The organism is Flavobacterium faecale (assembly GCF_048320115.1).
Lineage (GTDB): Bacteria > Bacteroidota > Bacteroidia > Flavobacteriales > Flavobacteriaceae > Flavobacterium > Flavobacterium faecale_A.
Genome location: NZ_CP182943.1, coordinates 728735 through 748005 on the forward strand (window position 1 = coordinate 728735; position 19271 = coordinate 748005).

At 37.2% G+C, this 19271-nt stretch carries 13 protein-coding genes, 2 tRNA genes, 3 rRNA genes and 1 pseudogene; 3 read left to right on the forward strand and 16 right to left on the reverse strand.

Annotated elements, in window-relative coordinates:
• Positions 1-3 precede the first annotated feature (3 nt).
• Positions 4-981 (reverse strand): polyprenyl synthetase family protein, encoded by a 978-nt coding sequence (locus ACNH59_RS03070; protein ID WP_418263973.1) that lies wholly within the window; start codon positions 979-981, stop codon positions 4-6.
• A 214-nt stretch (positions 982-1195) separates the two neighbouring features.
• On the opposite strand from ACNH59_RS03070, the gene ACNH59_RS03075 reads away from it, so the two are divergent.
• Positions 1196-2047, forward strand: coding sequence for a hypothetical protein (locus tag ACNH59_RS03075; RefSeq protein WP_418263974.1), 852 nt, complete (start codon positions 1196-1198; stop codon positions 2045-2047).
• A gap of 62 nt (positions 2048-2109) precedes the next feature.
• Here ACNH59_RS03075 and rlmN read toward each other — a convergent pair whose 3' ends face one another.
• Positions 2110-3153, reverse strand: coding sequence for a 23S rRNA (adenine(2503)-C(2))-methyltransferase RlmN (gene rlmN, locus ACNH59_RS03080; protein ID WP_418263975.1), 1044 nt, complete (start codon positions 3151-3153; stop codon positions 2110-2112).
• A gap of 83 nt (positions 3154-3236) precedes the next feature.
• Here rlmN and ACNH59_RS03085 point away from each other — a divergent pair, with 83 nt between their 5' ends.
• Positions 3237-3878 carry an O-methyltransferase gene (locus ACNH59_RS03085; protein ID WP_418263976.1) on the forward strand — a complete coding sequence of 214 codons (642 nt, stop codon included), beginning with the start codon at positions 3237-3239 and terminating at the stop codon, positions 3876-3878.
• A gap of 174 nt (positions 3879-4052) precedes the next feature.
• Here the strand turns inward: ACNH59_RS03085 and ACNH59_RS03090 are convergent, their stop codons facing one another.
• The 10 genes from ACNH59_RS03090 to ACNH59_RS03135 all read right to left on the reverse strand — a co-directional run bounded on the left by ACNH59_RS03090 (position 4053) and on the right by ACNH59_RS03135 (position 14026).
• Positions 4053-4619, reverse strand: coding sequence for a phosphatase PAP2 family protein (locus ACNH59_RS03090; RefSeq protein ID WP_418263977.1), 567 nt, complete (start codon positions 4617-4619; stop codon positions 4053-4055).
• On the reverse strand, positions 4619-4945 hold the full coding sequence (locus tag ACNH59_RS03095; protein WP_418263978.1) for a Sec-independent protein translocase subunit TatA/TatB: 327 nt from the start codon (positions 4943-4945) through the stop codon (positions 4619-4621). The genes ACNH59_RS03090 and ACNH59_RS03095 overlap by 1 nt, the downstream gene beginning before the upstream one ends.
• Before the next feature lie 86 nt (positions 4946-5031).
• Positions 5032-5781, reverse strand: coding sequence for a hypothetical protein (locus tag ACNH59_RS03100; RefSeq protein WP_418263979.1), 750 nt, complete (start codon positions 5779-5781; stop codon positions 5032-5034).
• Between the two features lie 394 nt (positions 5782-6175).
• Positions 6176-6285: ribosomal RNA gene (gene rrf / locus ACNH59_RS03105) — 5S ribosomal RNA — on the reverse strand.
• 129 nt (positions 6286-6414) lie between these two features.
• Positions 6415-9297: ribosomal RNA gene (locus tag ACNH59_RS03110) — 23S ribosomal RNA — on the reverse strand.
• Between the two features lie 193 nt (positions 9298-9490).
• Positions 9491-9564: transfer RNA gene (locus tag ACNH59_RS03115), tRNA-Ala, on the reverse strand.
• A gap of 101 nt (positions 9565-9665) precedes the next feature.
• Positions 9666-9739, reverse strand: a tRNA-Ile gene (locus ACNH59_RS03120).
• 130 nt (positions 9740-9869) lie between these two features.
• Positions 9870-11383 (reverse strand): 16S ribosomal RNA (locus tag ACNH59_RS03125).
• The 16S, 23S and 5S rRNA genes sit together here with 2 tRNA genes alongside, the layout of an rRNA operon.
• Before the next feature lie 851 nt (positions 11384-12234).
• The gene (locus ACNH59_RS03130) at positions 12235-13470 is read right to left on the reverse strand and encodes an ABC transporter permease (RefSeq protein ID WP_418263980.1); all 1236 of its coding nucleotides are present in this window, start codon (positions 13468-13470) and stop codon (positions 12235-12237) included.
• Between the two features lie 61 nt (positions 13471-13531).
• The gene (locus ACNH59_RS03135) at positions 13532-14026 is read right to left on the reverse strand and encodes a YkgJ family cysteine cluster protein (RefSeq protein WP_418263981.1); all 495 of its coding nucleotides are present in this window, start codon (positions 14024-14026) and stop codon (positions 13532-13534) included.
• Between the two features lie 74 nt (positions 14027-14100).
• On the opposite strand from ACNH59_RS03135, the gene ACNH59_RS03140 reads away from it, so the two are divergent.
• A complete protein-coding gene (locus tag ACNH59_RS03140; RefSeq protein WP_418263982.1) occupies positions 14101-14805 on the forward strand; it encodes a class I SAM-dependent methyltransferase in 705 nt (234 codons plus the stop codon).
• Between the two features lie 66 nt (positions 14806-14871).
• On the opposite strand, the pseudogene ACNH59_RS03145 reads toward ACNH59_RS03140, so the two are convergent.
• The 4 genes and pseudogenes from ACNH59_RS03145 to ACNH59_RS03160 form a co-directional block, all read right to left on the reverse strand.
• Positions 14872-15502, reverse strand: a pseudogene (locus ACNH59_RS03145) (7-carboxy-7-deazaguanine synthase QueE).
• A gap of 133 nt (positions 15503-15635) precedes the next feature.
• Positions 15636-17300 (reverse strand): tetratricopeptide repeat protein, encoded by a 1665-nt coding sequence (locus tag ACNH59_RS03150; RefSeq protein ID WP_418263983.1) that lies wholly within the window; start codon positions 17298-17300, stop codon positions 15636-15638.
• 26 nt (positions 17301-17326) lie between these two features.
• Positions 17327-18232 carry a PstS family phosphate ABC transporter substrate-binding protein gene (locus tag ACNH59_RS03155; RefSeq protein WP_418263984.1) on the reverse strand — a complete coding sequence of 302 codons (906 nt, stop codon included), beginning with the start codon at positions 18230-18232 and terminating at the stop codon, positions 17327-17329.
• A gap of 231 nt (positions 18233-18463) precedes the next feature.
• Positions 18464-19267: an energy transducer TonB gene (locus tag ACNH59_RS03160; protein ID WP_418263985.1), complete on the reverse strand. Its 804-nt coding sequence runs from the start codon at positions 19265-19267 to the stop codon at positions 18464-18466.
• Positions 19268-19271: the final 4 nt, after the last annotated feature.

Consider the following 19271-nt stretch of genomic DNA (forward strand, 5'->3'; position numbering starts at 1 on the left):
TTATTATTTTTTCCTTTCAATAACGTAGTTCACCATTAAAATCAAGGAATTTTTATAATCAGTTTCTGGGTAGTTTTCTATTAAAGACAGTGCTTCTTGTTGAAATGCAATCATTTTATTTTCAGCATAAACCAAACCGTTATTGGCTTTTACAAAGGCAATAACTTCTTTAACTCTTTTCTTGTCTTTATTATGATTTTTAATCGAATTGATAAGCCATGATTTCTCTTTTTTTGAACATGTATTCAAAACATGAATTAGCGGGAGAGTCATTTTTTGTTCCTTTATATCAATTCCCGTAGGTTTTCCAATTGCTTCCTCGGAATAGTCAAACAAATCGTCTTTAATTTGAAATGCCATCCCAATGAGCTCTCCAAATTTTCGAATATTCTCAACCGCTACAACATCATCAATTACTGATTTAGCTCCTAATGCACAGCAAGCGGCAATAAGTGTTGCTGTTTTTTTTCGAATTATTTCATAATAAATTTCCTCTGTAATATCAAGTCGGCGTGCTTTTTCAATTTGAAGTAATTCCCCTTCACTCATTTCGCGCACGGCAACAGAAATAATTTGCAGTAAATCAAAATCACCATTATCAATTGAAAGTAACAATCCTTTTGAAAGTAAATAATCACCCACTAAAACGGCAATTTTATTTTTCCAAAGCGCGTTAATGGAGAAAAATCCACGACGGCGATTACTGTCATCCACTACATCATCATGAACCAAGGTAGCAGTATGAATCAATTCTATGACACTAGCACCCCTATAGGTACGTTCGTTTACAATTCCTCCAGAAACCATTTTGGCACATAAGAAAACAAACATTGGACGCATTTGTTTCCCCTTGCGATTAACAATATAATAGGTAATCCTATTGAGCAATGCCACTTGTGAAGTCATCGAATCGTGAAACTTTTTTTCAAAAAGTTCCATTTCATCAAAGATCGGTTGTTTTATTTGGGAGGTAACATTCATTTCGATTTCAAATATACTGTTTTTAATAAAAAAATAACTAATTAATTTACTCAGTCTAACAATAGCTAATAACTTGAGAATAAGAATCCTTTTATGACCATAATTATTTCATTACTATTTTTTGTATATTGTAGAATTATTTGCGCCCCTTAATTAAACCATTTATTGTTCTTATAATCAAATCTATATCATTAACCTAAAACCTCCAATTATCATGAAAACAAGAAAATTAATACTGGCTAGCTCCCTAGCCCTAGGACTTTGCATCAGTTGTGACTCTAACGACAAAGCAGTTGACAATTCGCCACTAACCATAGAAGATGCACAAACCGAATCTAAAATTGATGCAGCCATTGAAGATGTATCCAATATTGTGGAAGATCAATATGCTACTCAACAAGCATCTACTGCAAAACCAAGCGTAGCAAACCCTAGAAACTTACCTGAATGCGCAGTTGTAAGTTTTGAATTAATTAACAACACCTACACCAGAACTGTTGATTTCGGAACTACAGGTTGTACTCTTGCAAACGGAAATACAATCAAAGGAAAAATAATTATTAGTTTTTCTAAAGATTTAAGCGCTCCTTCAAAAACACTTTCCTATACTTTAGAAAATTTCTATCACAACGGAAGGCTTATTCAAGGAAACAGAACTATAGAATTGACAAAGAAAGCGACCACCCATCTAAACGAAGTCCATCCAGTATCAACTTTAAATATTGATATGACTGTTACTTTTGAAAATGGAAAAATCTACACTCGTAAAGGGACTAGAACTAGAGAAATAATCGAGGGATACAACACACCGCAATTGACTGACAATGTACTTATCGTTACTGGCAACCACACAACCAGTTATCCAAACGGTACAACGATTACGAGCACAATTGACCCAAGATTACGTTTTCTAGGGAATTGCGTCTATCATTTTCCTGTTAGTGGAAAAATAACTATTGTTAAAAACAATAATCAAGGAGTTATCGACTTTGGTGATGGAACTTGTGACAATAAAGCCACGATAACAATTCAAGGAATAACAGTTGAATATACGTTGACTAAATAAAAGATACAAACACAAACAAGAATCCCTTTTATGACACTGTCGTAAAAGGGATTTTATATATATTATACTTCTTTGTTAGCGAGTTGACCACAAGCTGCATCAATATCTTTTCCTCGGCTTCGGCGTACTTTTACAACGACTCCTATATTTTGCAACCCTTTAATGTAAGCATTGATTGCTTCTTCTGAAGCTTGTTGAAATTCTCCATCGTCAATAGGATTGTATTCAATTAAATTTACTTTACAGGGTACGTACTTACAAAATTTCACCAAGGCATCTACTGATTCTTTATTATCATTGATTCCTTTCCAAACTACATATTCATAAGAGATTTTACTTTTTGTTTTTCGGTACCAATATTCCAAGGATTCTCTTAATTCCGCCAAAGAGAAATTAGTACTAAAAGGCATAATCCGGGCTCTTATTTCGTCAATTGCTGAATGTAGTGAAACAGCTAACTTAAATTTCACTTCGTCATCTGCTAGTTTTTTAATCATTTTAGGAATTCCCGAAGTCGAAACCATAATTCGCTTAGGAGACATCCCAAGTCCTTCCTCCGAAGTAATCATTTCAATTGCCTTCAATACATTATTGTAATTCATCAAAGGCTCTCCCATTCCCATAAAAACGATATTGGAAAGTGGATGATTGTAATACAATTTACTTTCTCTATCGATAGCTACTACTTGATCATAAATTTCTGCAGGTTCTAGGTTACGCATTCTTTTTAATCGGGCCGTAGCACAAAAATTACAATCCAAACTACAACCTACTTGACTAGAAACACAAGCTGTAGTCCTTGTTTGAGTTGGAATCAAAACCGATTCTACAACTAATCCATCATGTAAGCGAACGGCGTTTTTGACCGTGCCGTCCTCAGAACGCTGCATGGTATCAACCTTAATGTGATTGATTACAAAATTAGCTTCAAGCATAGCTCTAGTTCCTTTAGAAACATTTGTCATATCCTCAAAACTATGAGCTCCTTTACTCCACAACCATTCATATACTTGATTACCACGGAATGATTTATCACCATTGGCTACAAAAAAATCACGTAATTGATCTTTGCTTAAAGCTCGTATGTCTTTTTTCTCTATTTGCATATTGCAAATTTAATGACTATTTATCGAATTCTTGTTTTGATAATTTAATAACTTTGGAGCAAATTGACATAAAATAACTCTACATGCATTTTCTCTCCCAAGATTTAGAAGACTATATCGAACAACATTCCGAAAAAGAGCCGCCTTTGTTAGCTGCCTTAAACAAGGAAACATACCAAAAAATTTTGCTTCCCAGAATGCTCAGCGGACATTTTCAAGGACGCGTTTTAAGTATGCTTTCTAAACTGGTACGTCCTGTAAATATTCTGGAAATAGGCACTTATACAGGCTACTCAGCCTTATGTTTGTGTGAAGGAATGCAAGAAAATGGTGTTTTGCACACAATTGATATTAAGGAAGAACTTATTGATTTTCAACGGAAGCATTTTGACAAGTCTCCGTGGGGACCTCAAATAATACAGCACCTTGGAGAGGCAATAGAAATCATTCCGACGCTAGAGATAAAATTTGATTTGGTTTTTATAGACGCTGACAAGGAAAATTACATCAATTATTTTGAGATGATAGTTCCTAAAATGAATAAAGGAGGCATTATCTTGTCTGATAACGTATTGTGGAGCGGAAAAGTTTTAGAAGAAATACACCCAAATGATTTAAGCACACAGATACTAGTCACATACAACAACTTACTGAGGGACGACCCTAGAGTGGAAACTGTTTTATTGCCAATCCGTGACGGACTGACTGTTAGTAGAGTTTTATAATTTTTTACGTTTGCACCAATAGCCCAGATTGAAATGAAAATCCTTGCACTCAAAAATGGACTTTTTTCTTGACGGAAAAGAGCGACCGAAGGAAGCTCCTTTTTCGGCTTAGAAAAAACCGTTTTTTTGAGTGCAAGATTGTAATGGAAAGCTGGAAATAGCTCCTCCTCAAATTTACTTTATGGGGAAATATTTTGATTGCGCTATTACATAAACCTTATAAAATCCGCATCCAGATAAAAGTCCAAATAAAAAGCCACATAAAATATCTATTGGATAATGTAAGCCTAGATAAATTCTGCTATAAGCAAAGATGAAGGACCATAAAAAAATCAAATAGGCATGCTGGTAATGTTTTCTTAATATTTGAAAAAGAAACATCATTGTTGCCATACTATTAGCAGCGTGTCCCGAAAAAAAACTAAATGATTGACTGGATTTCACAACACGTATAGTTGTATTAATTTCTGGATTACTGCAGGGACGCAACCTTTCAAAACTGTACTTGAATAGATTCGTTATTTGGTCTGTCCAAGTGATTAAAAGCGTAACAAATAACAGCACGTACAAGAGCTGTTTTGTTCCTATCTTTTTATAAAGAAGGTATAAAAAGAACAAAAACAAAGGCGTCCAATGCGTTTGTTTGGTAATAAACAGCCAGAACCCATCATAGTTTTCAGATCCTAAACCATTCAAAAAAATCAACAATTGAGTATCTAGCGCTAATAATTTATCAATCATTACATTTGGCGTTTAATAGGACCGACAGCCTCTTCAATATCTTCTTTGATTTTGTTGGTATTTGTAACTGTATCACCTAAAATATCTTCGGTTGCTTTGTTAATCTTAGTATTGATACTCCCTGTCATTTCAGACAATGACTTAGCATCTATCCCTTGATTTTCGGCTCCTTTCTGAATTTCACTTTTGATATCATTAGTTGCATTTTTTACTTGTGCAATTGTTTTCCCAAGAGTACGTGCAATTTCTGGGACCTTATCAGCACCAAAAAGCATTAACACTATGAACATGATAAAAATTAGTTCTCCTCCGCCTATGCCAAACATAATTATTCTTTTTTTATTTGACAAAGATATCATTTTTTGATTCCTTCTCTTTTAATTTTTTCATAAAAAAAAGAATGCAAAACGCTTTAATTCGCCGTAATTCGCTTAAATTCTTTATTTTTATTAGTTAAAAAATCCAACAATTGAAACTCTAAATCAGGTTTCATTAATGCTCTAGATTTAGAATCATTCTCACAAAATACTAGAAACAATTTTATTTCATCATCTCGTAATTGCAAGGTATTAGCAAAAAAAGAATAATTTACATGAGCAATCACATAATCAGAAAAAGTAGTATCTTTATAAAAATCAAGCTTACCCGGATTGTCTTTTCGCAATGTTTTTAAAACATCTTTATAAATCCTAACAAAATCCATTCCCTTATCTATAGTGCCATCAGGAGGCATAGCCGTGTTTTTAGGTGAAGATTTTGCATCGTCAAAGAATTGTAAATCGACAATTTTTTGCGTACTACCTGATATTGGATTCACCTCCTTTTTAGACAATATAATCACCTCTGCCAATTCATTTGTAAAAACCTCTAACGGAACAACAACTTGTCTTGTGATAAAATCTTTTTCATTTAAAACGATTCTTTTAGACTTAAAAACCAAACTAGAAAACACTAATGTATCATTAACACTAGCCATAATTTCAAAAGAGCCATAAGCATTTACAGCAGTACCTGAATTATCTTTGGTATTAAACACAATTACATCTTCAACGGGAATCAAGTTGTTTCTTACCTGCCCCTTGATGAGTTTTGCATTACCATTTTGCCCCATACTAACCTGCGAAAAAAAAGCAATTATTAAAATTATGATTTTTGTTTTCATCTGTAAATTTTATATTTTAATAGATTTCAGAACATCCCTAAAGCAAAAAAATTATTCTCAATAATGAATTTCTATAAAGTTACGCGTTTTATTAGTCATATAAAACAAAAAAACCTGTCTTTTCAGACAGGTTTTTAAAAGATTCTAAAATAAATTCAGAATAAAGAAATGTGACGGATCGAGCGTAGCGACACCTCGCACCTACAAAAAAAGCCTGTCTTAAAAAAGACAGGCTTCAGCTAAAAAAAAGGCGACGAAATACTCTCCCACATAACTGCAGTACTCCCGATGTTTCCTATCGTGTGGACACAAATATATTTATAGCTTTGTATCGATATGTTAGCACGAGAATATAAAACAAAAAACCCTGTTTCGTTAGAAACAGGGTTTTAAAGAAAGGCGACGACATACTCTCCCACATAACTGCAGTACCATCTGCGCAGGCGGGCTTAACTACTCTGTTCGGGATGGGAAGAGGTGAGCCCCGCCGCAATAACCACCTTAAGGTCGTTTTGCAATGGGTCCCGATTACTATCGGGAACAATTACACAATATCTTAACATACTGAGATAAAGAAAATAATAATTCATTACTAGAAAGTTTCCCCAGTCCGCCGTGGCGGACTGGAAAGGTGTACATAAGCTTACAGGTTATTAGTACTACTCGACTATGACATTACTGCCTTTACATCTATAGCCTATCAACGTGGTCATCTCCCACGACCTTTAAAAGAAATCTCATCTTGTGGTGGGTTTCGCGCTTATATGCTTTCAGCGCTTATCCCTTCCAAACGTAGCTACTCTGCAGTGCCACTGGCGTGACAACAGATACACTAGAGGTTTGTCCAATTCGGTCCTCTCGTACTAGAATCAGATCCACTCAAATTTCTTGCGCCCACAGTAGATAGAGACCGAACTGTCTCACGACGTTCTGAACCCAGCTCGCGTGCCACTTTAATGGGCGAACAGCCCAACCCTTGGGACCTTCTCCAGCCCCAGGATGTGACGAGCCGACATCGAGGTGCCAAACCCCCCCGTCGATATGAGCTCTTGGGGGAGATCAGCCTGTTATCCCCGGCGTACCTTTTATCCTTTGAGCGATGGCCCTTCCATGCGGAACCACCGGATCACTATGCTCTACTTTCGTACCTGATCGACCTGTATGTCTCTCAGTCAAGCTCCCTTATGCCATTGCACTCTTCGCACGGTTACCAAGCGTACTGAGGGAACCTTTAGAAGCCTCCGTTACTCTTTTGGAGGCGACCACCCCAGTCAAACTACCCACCAAGCAATGTCCTCCGCAACGCGGAGTTAGGCCTCAGATAAACAAAGGGTTGTATTTCAACAATGACTCCACAACGCCTAGCGACGCCACTTCACAGTCTCCAACCTATCCTACACATCATTTATCCAAGGTCAATACTAAGCTATAGTAAAGGTGCACAGGGTCTTTTCGTCCCACTGCGGGTAAACGGCATCTTCACCGTTACTACAATTTCACCGAGCTCATGGCTGAGACAGTGTCCAGATCGTTACACCATTCGTGCAGGTCGGAACTTACCCGACAAGGAATTTCGCTACCTTAGGACCGTTATAGTTACGGCCGCCGTTTACTGGGGCTTCAATTCAATGCTTCTCCGAAGATAACATCTCCTCTTAACCTTCCAGCACCGGGCAGGTGTCAGGCCCTATACTTCATCTTACGATTTTGCAGAGCCCTGTGTTTTTGATAAACAGTCGCCTGGACCTCTTCACTGCGGCCAGCATTGCTGCTGGCGACCCTTCTCCCGAAGTTACGGGTCTATTTTGCCTAATTCCTTAGCCATGAATCTCTCGAGCACCTTAGAATTCTCATCTCGACTACCTGTGTCGGTTTGCGGTACGGGTACTAATTACCTGAAGTTTAGAGGTTTTTCTTGGAAGCCCTTAGGCGCACTATCTCTTTGTCCGAAGACTCCGAGTACTATCGTATTTCCCCAAAAACCGTGGATTTGCCTGCGGTTCTTATAGGTAGGTACTTCAACGAACTATTCCGTCAGTTCGCGGCGCTTTCATCACTCCGTCACCCCATCACAGTAATTAGTAGTACGGGAATATTAACCCGTGGTCCATCGACTGTCCCTTTCGGGTTCGCCTTAGGTCCCGACTAACCCACAGCTGATTAGCATAGCTGTGGAAACCTTAGTCTTTCGGTGTGCGGGTTTCTCGCCCGCATTATCGTTACTTATGCCTACATTTTCTTTTCTAACCAGTCCAGCTCTCCTTACGAAAAACCTTCAACCCTGTTAGAATGCTCCCCTACCACTTTGTATTGCTACAAAATCCATAGCTTCGGTAATATACTTATGCCCGATTATTATCCATGCTCGTCCGCTCGACTAGTGAGCTGTTACGCACTCTTTAAATGAATGGCTGCTTCCAAGCCAACATCCTAGCTGTCTGGGCAGACAAACCGCGTTCTTTCAACTTAGTATATATTTGGGGACCTTAGCTGATGGTCTGGGTTCTTTCCCTCTCGGACTTGGACCTTAGCACCCAAGCCCTCACTGCTGGTAAACATTATATAGCATTCGGAGTTTGTCAGGAATTGGTAGGCGGTGAAGCCCCCGCATCCAATCAGTAGCTCTACCTCTATATAACTTATAACCAGCGCTGCACCTAAATGCATTTCGGGGAGTACGAGCTATTTCCGAGTTTGATTGGCCTTTCACCCCTACCCACAGATCATCCCAAGACTTTTCAACGTCAACGGGTTCGGTCCTCCACTTTGGGTTAACAAAGCTTCAACCTGTCCATGGGTAGATCACACGGTTTCGCGTCTAACACTACTGACTAAAGCGCCCTATTCAGACTCGCTTTCGCTACGGATCCGTGGCTTAACCACTTATCCTTGCCAGCAACGTTAACTCGTAGGCTCATTATGCAAAAGGCACGCCGTCACCCCACCAAAGGGCTCCGACCGCTTGTAAGCGTATGGTTTCAGGATCTATTTCACTCCGTTATTCACGGTTCTTTTCACCTTTCCCTCACGGTACTGGTTCACTATCGGTCTCTCAGGAGTATTTAGCCTTAGCGGATGGTCCCGCCAAATTCAGACAGGGTTTCACGTGCCCCGCCCTACTCAGGATACCACTATTTATTATACTCGTTACCCATACGGGGCTATCACCCTCTATGGCGTCACTTTCCAGTAACTTCCGGTTCCTTGTACATAAAATCTCGTGGTCCTACAACCCCAACATTGCCTTAACAACATTGGTTTGGGCTAATCCGCGTTCGCTCGCCACTACTTACGGAATCACTTTTGTTTTCTTCTCCTCCGCCTACTTAGATGTTTCAGTTCAGCGGGTTTGCCCACCTATCGGTGTACTATGTCTTCAACATAGTGGGTTGCCCCATTCGGATACCTACGGATCAATTTGTGTGTGCCAATCCCCGTAGCTTTTCGCAGCTTATCACGTCCTTCTTCGCCTCTGAGAGCCTAGGCATCCCCCATACGCCCTTATTTTGCTTATTGTACCAATCATAAAATTAATTATGACCGTTATTTTTTGTCTTTTACTATCACTAGCAAAAAACTCTTTCTACTTATTTTTTACTTTTCTTATCTCAATATGTCAATGAACTTTAAGCCCCCTCCAGCTCCCCCGAAGGGGGAGAGCCGATTGCTCTGTATTCCTCCCTTTTGGGGAGGTTAGGAGGGGCCTTTGTGGAGAATAACGGAGTCGAACCGTTGACCTCCTGCGTGCAAGGCAGGCGCTCTAGCCAGCTGAGCTAATCCCCCGTATCTAGTTGTCAGTTAACAGTATTCAGTTAACAGTTTTTTGAAACGGTTCACTTTTCGTGTAACTCAACCTCTAAAATTTCCTCTTAAGTATAAAATAGTAGTCCCGGGCAGACTCGAACTGCCGACCCCTACATTATCAGTGTAGTACTCTAACCAGCTGAGCTACGAGACTCTGTTTTTACTTAATTCTTTTTTCAATTTCTTTAAATTAACAGCAAGAGTAATAAATTCTCAATATTCTAAATCCGAAAGATTCTTCGTCTTTTTCCCTAGCGTGCTAAAAGCTAACACTAAGGCTCTAGAAAGGAGGTGTTCCAGCCGCACCTTCCGGTACGGCTACCTTGTTACGACTTAGCCCTAGTTACCAGTTTTACCCTAGGCAGCTCCTTGCGGTCACCGACTTCAGGCACCCCCAGCTTCCATGGCTTGACGGGCGGTGTGTACAAGGCCCGGGAACGTATTCACCGGATCATGGCTGATATCCGATTACTAGCGATTCCAGCTTCACGGAGTCGAGTTGCAGACTCCGATCCGAACTGAGAACGGTTTTGTAGATTCGCACCTGGTCGCCCAGTGGCTGCTCTCTGTACCGTCCATTGTAGCACGTGTGTAGCCCAAGGCGTAAGGGCCGTGATGATTTGACGTCATCCCCACCTTCCTCACAGTTTACACTGGCAGTCTTGTTAGAGTTCCCGACTTGACTCGCTGGCAACTAACAACAGGGGTTGCGCTCGTTATAGGACTTAACCTGACACCTCACGGCACGAGCTGACGACAACCATGCAGCACCTTGTAATTTGTCTTGCGAAAGATCTGTTTCCAAATCGGTCAAACTACATTTAAGCCTTGGTAAGGTTCCTCGCGTATCATCGAATTAAACCACATGCTCCACCGCTTGTGCGGGCCCCCGTCAATTCCTTTGAGTTTCAAACTTGCGTTCGTACTCCCCAGGTGGGATACTTATCACTTTCGCTTAGCCACTGAGATTGCTCCCAACAGCTAGTATCCATCGTTTACGGCGTGGACTACCAGGGTATCTAATCCTGTTCGCTACCCACGCTTTCGTCCATCAGCGTCAATCAATTAGTAGTAACCTGCCTTCGCAATTGGTATTCCATGTAATCTCTAAGCATTTCACCGCTACACTACATATTCTAGTTACTTCCTAATAATTCAAGTTTAGCAGTATCAATGGCCGTTCCACCGTTGAGCGATGGGCTTTCACCACTGACTTACTAAACCGCCTACGGACCCTTTAAACCCAATGATTCCGGATAACGCTTGGATCCTCCGTATTACCGCGGCTGCTGGCACGGAGTTAGCCGATCCTTATTCTTACGATACCGTCAAGCTCCTACACGTAGGAGTGTTTCTTCTCGTACAAAAGCAGTTTACAATCCATAGGACCGTCATCCTGCACGCGGCATGGCTGGTTCAGACTTGCGTCCATTGACCAATATTCCTCACTGCTGCCTCCCGTAGGAGTCTGGTCCGTGTCTCAGTACCAGTGTGGGGGATCTCCCTCTCAGGACCCCTACCCATCGTAGCCTTGGTAAGCCGTTACCTTACCAACTAGCTAATGGGACGCATGCTCATCTTTCACCGTTGTGACTTTAATAGTGGTTTCATGCGAAACTGCTATACTATGAGGTATTAATCCAAATTTCTCTGGGCTATCCCTCTGTGAAAGGTAGATTGCATACGCGTTACGCACCCGTGCGCCGGTCTCTAGGTCCGAAAACCTATACCCCTCGACTTGCATGTGTTAAGCCTGCCGCTAGCGTTCATCCTGAGCCAGGATCAAACTCTTCATCGTATATTGTGCGTCCGCCGTGGCGGACTATTAATTGTCGACTCAGTATCTATCGGTTTTTATTCGAATCTATCGATTCTATTACTCTTATTCTTTTGTTCTAACATCTCTGTTAAAACGGCTGTCAATTCAATATGTCTAGGAACGTATTCTTCTTTTTTTCATCCTCGTTAACCACATTTTAATGTGTTTCTCGAAGCGGGTGCAAAAGTAAAAAACTCTTTTGTTTCTGGCAAGAAAAAATTAAAGTTTTTTTTTAGAATTTTATTTCTATTTCTTTAACCTCTCTTATCAATAACTCAATGAACTTCTCTATTCTTGCGGGGTGCAAATGTAAAACGTAAATCCTAATCTCACAAGCTTTTTTTGATATTTTTTCTAGAAGAATTTCTCCCTCTTTATTTCTCTTAAAACCTGTCAGTATTTCGATGAACGCATTCGCTGTTGCGGGTGCAAAAGTAGTGAGTCTTCCCAATTAAACAATACCCCACAACAACCTTTTTTTAATCTTTTTTACAATATGCTGAAAATGCATTGTTTATATTTTTACATTTGTAGGAATTTGGAGTTTTTATTAAGATATTTAAACACAACTCAACAAGCCATAATAGCAAAATTATTACTATTCACCGTATCTACAGCCAAACAATAACCCAAATTAATAGTAACTCACTAACTAAATCGAGACACTAATCACACTTAAAACTCATCCTAGCCCCGATTGTAGTGAAAATCCTTGACTGAAAACGCCGCTTTTTTCTTGTTCTAAAAGAGCGACCAGCGGAAGCTCCTTTTTGAACCTAGAAAAAAACGGCGTTTGAAGGAAAGATTGCAACGGAAAGCGGGATTAGCTTCTAATCAAATCGAATCGCTTTCACAGGAGATATTTTAGTGATAATATAAGACGGAATAAGTAAAACAACAAAACACACACCCACAGTCAGAATATTTAATATCAATATATACCCTATATTAATATAAACAGGAGCTTCATTTACATAATAATTTTCAGGATTGAGCTTGACAACTCCAAAATATTGCTGAATGAGCAGCATTGTAACACCAATTAAATTCCCCCAAAACAATCCTCTAAATATTAAATAGGTTGCATTGTATAGAAAAACTTTTCTAACACTCCAGTTACTCGCCCCAATAGCTTTTAAGATTCCTATCATTTGTGTACGTTCCAAAATAAGGACTAACAAGGCCACAACCATATTAATGGTCGCCACTACAATCATAACGACTAATATCACTAAAATATTAAAATCAAATAATTGCAACCATTCAAAAATATAACTGTATTTTTCTATTATGGTTTTAGAATTCAATGTAGAGCCAATATGCTGATAAACTTCCTCTCCTACAGAGTCAATTTCATCAAAGTCATTTACAAAAACTTCAAAAGCTCCAACTTGATTTGGAGTCCATTTATTTATTCGTTGTATATGTCGAATATCACCTATAATATAAGTAGCGTCAAATTCTTGAAAACCGGAATTGAATATACCCACTATTTTAAAACGACGACTATTTGGCATTTTATTCTGACCTTCCTTCATAAAGAAGGTATTAAAAGCATCACCTACTTTGAAATGCAGTCGATTTGCTAAAAACTGAGAAATAACAACTTCCTCATTTAATTTGTTTGAATAATCGGGAAGATTACCTGCTACTAAGTACTCCTTAATATAATGCCAATTATAATCTTTCCCTACCCCTTTGTACACGATTCCTTCGAAAGCAGATTCCGTTCTAATAATTCCTGCCTTACTAGCTACCGCTTGAACATGACTTACACCTTCTACAAATTTAAAATCAGGATAAAAGTCTTGTTGGATTGAGATAGGAGTTAAATTAGAATTAGACTCGTTACTATCAAAATTAGAAATCAAAATATGACCATTAAAGGCCGATACTTTTTCTCTTATTTTTTGTTGCAAACCAACACCTGTGGCAACAGAAACTATCATCATAATCATTCCTATAGCGATGGCAGCTATAGCGATACGGATTATCGGAGCTGATATACTGCTTTTATTATCTTTAGCAGTGACTAATCTCTTGGCTATGAAATATTCTAAATTCAAATTTTGAGTTTTATTTTATTATAAAGCGAATATACGCAAGAAATACTCTTTAACATTTTAATTAGAGTGGCAACTTCTTTTTCATTTCTTCCACTATATTATATGTAGCAGGACAGATTGGAATATTTTTTAAAGTAAGATTTGCAATTTGTTGAAACTTTTTCCTATCCGTATGAGGGAACTCTCTACATGCTTTAGGTCTGACATCATAAATCATACAAGCATTCTCATGGTCCAAAAATGTACATGGAACAGATTGCAACACATAATCTTGCTCCTCATCAATTCGCAAATATTGCTCTATAAACTGTTGCGGTTTTTGCTTCAGATATTTTGCGATTCGTTCAATATCGGCAGAGGTAAACAAAGGCCCAGTAGTTTTACAACAGTTAGCACAGTCCAAACAATTTGTTTTCTTGAACTCAGCATCATGCAAATCCTGCATTACATAATCTAAATTCTTTGGAACTTTCTTTTTAAGCTTATCAAAATACTTTTTGTTTTCTTTATGCTTATCTTTGGCTAACTTTTCGAGTTCGTTTAATGTTGGTTTCAAAAGTAATTTTTAAAAAGTTACTTTGCAAAGTTAAACACTTTTAGAGCGTGTATTTCAACTTTAAACCAAAAATAATGAAAGACCTTTTTGGCCAAGCCATATTTGATTTCCAAACCAATAACCATCCCGAAGATTTAATAACAACAACTTCAATATCAGAAGAAGACGAAATGAGCGTTGCCTATCTTTTCAGATCTCATGATGAAATGCCCAAAATAGAACAAAAAGCACTACAACTTGCCATGGGAAAAGTTCTTGATATCGGTTGTGGAGCCGGAAGTCATAGCTTGTATTTGCAAAAAGAACGTGACCTTAATGTTACTTCTATCGATATCTCAAAGAAAGCAATTGAAACTTGCAAACTTCGAGGGCTTAAAAAAGCATACGTTCAAGATTTTATGTTATTAGGCAATGAAAAGTTTGACACGATATTATTATTGATGAATGGAACAGGAATTTGTGGCAAATTGAAAAACCTTCCTAATTTTCTCAACAAACTAAAATCATTGCTATTGCCTGGTGGACAAATTTTAATTGACAGTTCTGATCTTATATATATGTTTGACAAAGATGAAGATGGCGCATATGAAGTTCCAGCAAATGGATATTATGGAGAACTTACTTTTGAAATTTCGTATAAAGGAGACAAAGAAACACCACTAAATTGGTTATATTTGGATTACAATACGTTGCAAAATGCCGCTTTTGCTAATGGATTAGAATGTGAATTAATATTAGAAGGAGAGCATTATGATTACCTAGCCAAACTTTCTGTTTAATTTGGTTTAATAGTCAAAAATAGTTGATAAAAATGCCAAACAAAAATTCATGTTTGGCATTTTACATTAGGGTATATTTAAATATTTGTGCGTTTGCAAAGAGACTCTCCATTTTGGATTACTCATTACATAATCTACAATCAAGGGAGTCATCTCTTCTTTTCGACTCCATTCTGGCTGCAAAAATAAAATCGCATTATTATTTACTAATTCTGCTTGCTCTTCAGCAAAAATAAAATCATGTTTGTTATGAATAATTACTTTTAACTCATGAGCTGCTGCATAAACCGTTTCTGTAGGCAACTTATTTTTTTTAGGAGATAGGCAAATCCAATCCCATTGACCAGACAACGGGTACGCACCTGAAGTTTCAATATGTGTTTTACGATTGTTAGCTTTTAACTTTTGAGTCAATAAACCCATGTCCCAAGTTAAAGGCTCCCCCCGTAACAACGACAGTTTCCGAATATTTGCTTGCATTTTCTACAATAACATCTACAGCTGTAGGCGGATGCAGTTCAGCATTCCAACTTTCTTTTACATCACACCAATGGCATCCAACATCGCAACCACCAATCCTTATAAAATAAGCGGCAGTACCTGTATGATATCCTTCCCCTTGAATAGTATAAAACTCTTCCATTAAAGGAAGCATCGCTCCTTTGTTAACCTCTAATTGAATTTCTTTTGATAACATTTTACTATTTTGAACGGCAAAGATAGTTATAAAAAAGAAAGAACTTGTTTTACTGCAGCTCTAAAACCGTAAACTCACTGAAACAAAAAAAACCGGTAAACAAATTACCGGCTTTCTTTTATAATAAAATATCTTATTTTAAAGATTTAATTGATTGCGTTGCATAAGCATTTGCAGGATCAATGGCGAGCGTTTTATTAAAATACTCTATCGCTTTGGCTTTATCAGTGTTAGCATAACCAGCAGCCATTGTATTATAAGCTTCAATCAACTTAGACTTAACTGTAGATTTAGCTAATTCTTCTGGACCTTTTTGGGTAACAAGGTCTATGTATTGTTGATAATATTTAATCATCAATTCATCATTATCTAGTAAAGACTGCGTTCTAGCACGATAAACATACACATCTTGTGTTGCAGGTGAAGCTTCGATTACGTTACCAAACGCGATATCAGCCTTCTTCAAAGCAATTGTATCTTTAACAGCTCCGCTTCTTGTATTATCAAAATAGATCGAATTTCCTAAATAGAAGTTGTCTAATAAATAATTTTTAGATTCTTTGTTTGAAGTAGCAATTTCAAAAATAGCAGAAGCTTCTTTAAACATTTTTTGCTCATATAGTTTTTTTCCTATATCACCAATTTCAGTTGTAAGAGTAGGTTCCATATCAACAGCCTTTTTAATATAACCAACTGCTTCATTAAACACCTCTAAATCTAGTGAATCATCAGCTTTAGATGCTTTTTTCATCTTAGCCAAGCCTAAATACATATAATCCATTGCAATAATCTTATTATCTGCATTGTTGATAAAGGCATTCAGTGATTGAATAGCAGAATCAATATTTCCATTTTCATAAGCAGAATATCCTAAATATCTTAAGATTCTTGGATTTACTTTATCCAACTGCTTCATCTTATTAGCTTCAATTTCTAAAGCTTTGTAATCTTTAGCTAGAATAAGAAAATCAGCATGACGCATACGAGAAGCCAAAGAATAATCTGTTAAACTCATATATTTCTCATAGTATCCAAGCGCTTTTTTAATATATTCATCATACTTTGAAGGTTGATTATTTCCCCATAAATAGTATGTTTCAGCAAGCTCACGATAAACTGGACCGTAATTAGGACTTGTAGCGATAACATCATCATAAGCAGCTACAGCTTCTGTATAAGCTTTAGCACCTTTTAGCAATACCCCTAATTGCATTTTAGCACGAATCAACGAATTATCAGCTTGGAAAGCATCACGATAACAACGGTATGCATCATTTTGGTTTTTATCACCATAATAAGCATCACCTAAAGCTAGTAAAACTTGAGGTTCTTGACCATTTTTTTCTTTAGCTAGCTCTAAAACAGCCAATGCACTTTTATAGTTAGGATTAGCTGAATTCATATAAGCACGAGCAATATACACATATTCCTGAAAATCCTTTCTTCGCATTTCCTTTTTTGCTAATTCAAATTTAGCGTTTGCTTCTGCCAAATTTCCATTATCCAAACTTATTTGCCCTAAACCAATATGATTAAAGTGTGGATTGTCTTTTGCATTTAAACCTTTATTATAAGAAATCTTAGCGGAATCAGCAATATTTTGAAACAAATATACATTACCCAAAAGGAAAAAAGCCTCACCTTCAGATGGGTTAGCATTAACTATCGACTTTAAAGTAACTTTAGCATTTTCAAATTGTTCAGCGTCAATAGCTTTTTTAGCTTGACTAATATCTTGAGCTTGAATTATTGACACAGAAGTCAAAAAAGCTAGACTTAAAAATTTAATTTTTTTCATTTTAACATTTATTAATTTATCCATTATCATTTTTTCTCATTTTTCATTATCAAAATTTTTCTTCCTGGAACCCTTACAGGAAGTAGACCTGATTTAAGAATAATCCTTTGTCCACGTTCACCAGCTACAAAAGATGCAAAACCCATACCTAATCCTGAATAACCTTGACAATTTATTATAAACAAATCACGTGCCAAAGGATAAGTACCTTCGGCCATATTGTTTTGTGTTGGCGCATAAAATTGATTTTGTCCTATACCTTTAACACTTACAACATTAATTTTTTTTAAGTGCTTTTTAATACTATCATTGGGTTGGTATAACCAATTAAGTCCGACAACACCAATCATACCATTGTTTTCAGAAACAAATTTCACAACATCTTCATTTCGTTTAAATGAGTATATCCCTTTATCAGGCATTGAAGACAAGCCACTTAATTCACTCATAAAACGAACAGTACTTGAATTAGGATTATCAAACACTAATCCTTTAATAGCTGTAGAAGATCCTTTTAAAAACCCTACTACATCTTCTAGAGAAATTAGAGTATCATTACTTTTTTTATTGGTAATAAATGCAATAGCATCAGTCCCAATTTTAGTAGTTTTAGGGGATATATTAAGACTTTTAAAGTACTTCTTTTCGTCTTCATCCAATTCTCTAGACATAACAATTATTCGGGAAGTATCTTTTACAAAAGCCAGTGCTGCTTCCTTTTCAGATCTTGCATCCAATACTATACTAGCTTTGTAATCACTTTCAAAAACAGCAATTTGGTCTTCGATAATTGGCTTCAAAGTTTCATCTACCAAAATAGTAGTACCACCCTTCAATATTGTTTCTTTGTCGTTACTATTATTCTTGCAACAAATAAACAATCCAACAACGATAACCCCTAGTAAGAATGAAAATCTTAACGTAAATTTCATATTAATCATTATTATCTTTAACAATCCGCATAAAACGAATTAAAGCATAAACCATTAGCAAAATACCAGAGGCCACCCTTAAAGTCATACTCATATTAATTGGAAAATTCTTCATAAATATAATAAATAATCCCAATACAAAGTACATCAAAAAAAACAAAATCCCTATAAAAAGAAGAAATCGCTCTTTGAGCGATTTCTTCTGAAAATTTCTATAAATTTTATTCAACATCACTCCGCTGTTTGAATAGTAATAGGTAAGGAATAAAGCACCCTTACAGGTTTACCATTTTGAACTCCTGGATTCCATTTTGGACATTTGCTTAATACCCTGATAGCCTCTTTTCCAGTTCCAAAACCAATATCTCTTAATACCTTAATATCAGTTAAAGAACCATCTTTCTCAACTACGAAAGTAACATAAACTTTCCCTTTAAGACCTTCCTCTTCTGGAGCTCTATAGTTTTTCCCAACATAAGAATAAAACTTCTCCATACCACCTGGAAACTCAGGCTTAACTTCAATACCAGCAGTATTATAAATTTGATTATCCTCTTCAACGACTTGGCTAACTTTAGGACCCGTCCCTACTGGTGCTACTGTTAAAACAGCATCTGGATCACCCTTAATAGTCTCGCTTCCGATTTTCTTCTCCTTGATTTCCACAATTTTAGGTGGTTCTTCAGTCACCTCTTCTGCCTTAGCCACAACAGGCTTAACAAACTTCACTTGATCCACTTTAGGTGGTGGTGGTGGTGGTGGTGGAGTAAATTTCTTTATTTCATCTTTTGGCTTAGGAGGTAGCTTTACCGCGGTAATTTTAATATCTCTATCCAGATCTTCTTCAACCTTGTCTGGTAAAAGACTTAATAGAAGCGGTGTACTCACTCCTAAGGAAAATATTATCGAACCTATAACCAGTGCTCTTACAGTAGTTTTAGAATTTTCTTTTCTTAAAACATAAGCACCGTAAGCTTTATTACGTCCTTCAAATACAATTTCCAGCCAGTGGTTTTTTAATATATCTAATTTCATTTTT

Excerpts from the sequence above, each read along its gene's own strand:
- ACNH59_RS03070 (WP_418263973.1), bottom strand. The coding sequence starts at position 981 with ATGAATGTTACCTCCCAAATAAAACAACCGATCTTTGATGAAATGGAA.
- ACNH59_RS03160 (WP_418263985.1), bottom strand. The coding sequence starts at position 19,267 with ATGAAATTAGATATATTAAAAAACCACTGGCTGGAAATTGTATTTGAA.
- ACNH59_RS03100 (WP_418263979.1), bottom strand. The coding sequence starts at position 5,781 with ATGAAAACAAAAATCATAATTTTAATAATTGCTTTTTTTTCGCAGGTT.
- ACNH59_RS03140 (WP_418263982.1), top strand. The coding sequence starts at position 14,101 with ATGAAAGACCTTTTTGGCCAAGCCATATTTGATTTCCAAACCAATAAC.
- ACNH59_RS03155 (WP_418263984.1), bottom strand. The coding sequence starts at position 18,232 with ATGAAATTTACGTTAAGATTTTCATTCTTACTAGGGGTTATCGTTGTT.
- ACNH59_RS03095 (WP_418263978.1), bottom strand. The coding sequence starts at position 4,945 with ATGTTTGGCATAGGCGGAGGAGAACTAATTTTTATCATGTTCATAGTG.
- rlmN (WP_418263975.1), bottom strand. The coding sequence starts at position 3,153 with ATGCAAATAGAGAAAAAAGACATACGAGCTTTAAGCAAAGATCAATTA.
- ACNH59_RS03090 (WP_418263977.1), bottom strand. The coding sequence starts at position 4,619 with ATGATTGATAAATTATTAGCGCTAGATACTCAATTGTTGATTTTTTTG.
- ACNH59_RS03075 (WP_418263974.1), top strand. The coding sequence starts at position 1,196 with ATGAAAACAAGAAAATTAATACTGGCTAGCTCCCTAGCCCTAGGACTT.
- ACNH59_RS03085 (WP_418263976.1), top strand. The coding sequence starts at position 3,237 with ATGCATTTTCTCTCCCAAGATTTAGAAGACTATATCGAACAACATTCC.
- ACNH59_RS03150 (WP_418263983.1), bottom strand. The coding sequence starts at position 17,300 with ATGAAAAAAATTAAATTTTTAAGTCTAGCTTTTTTGACTTCTGTGTCA.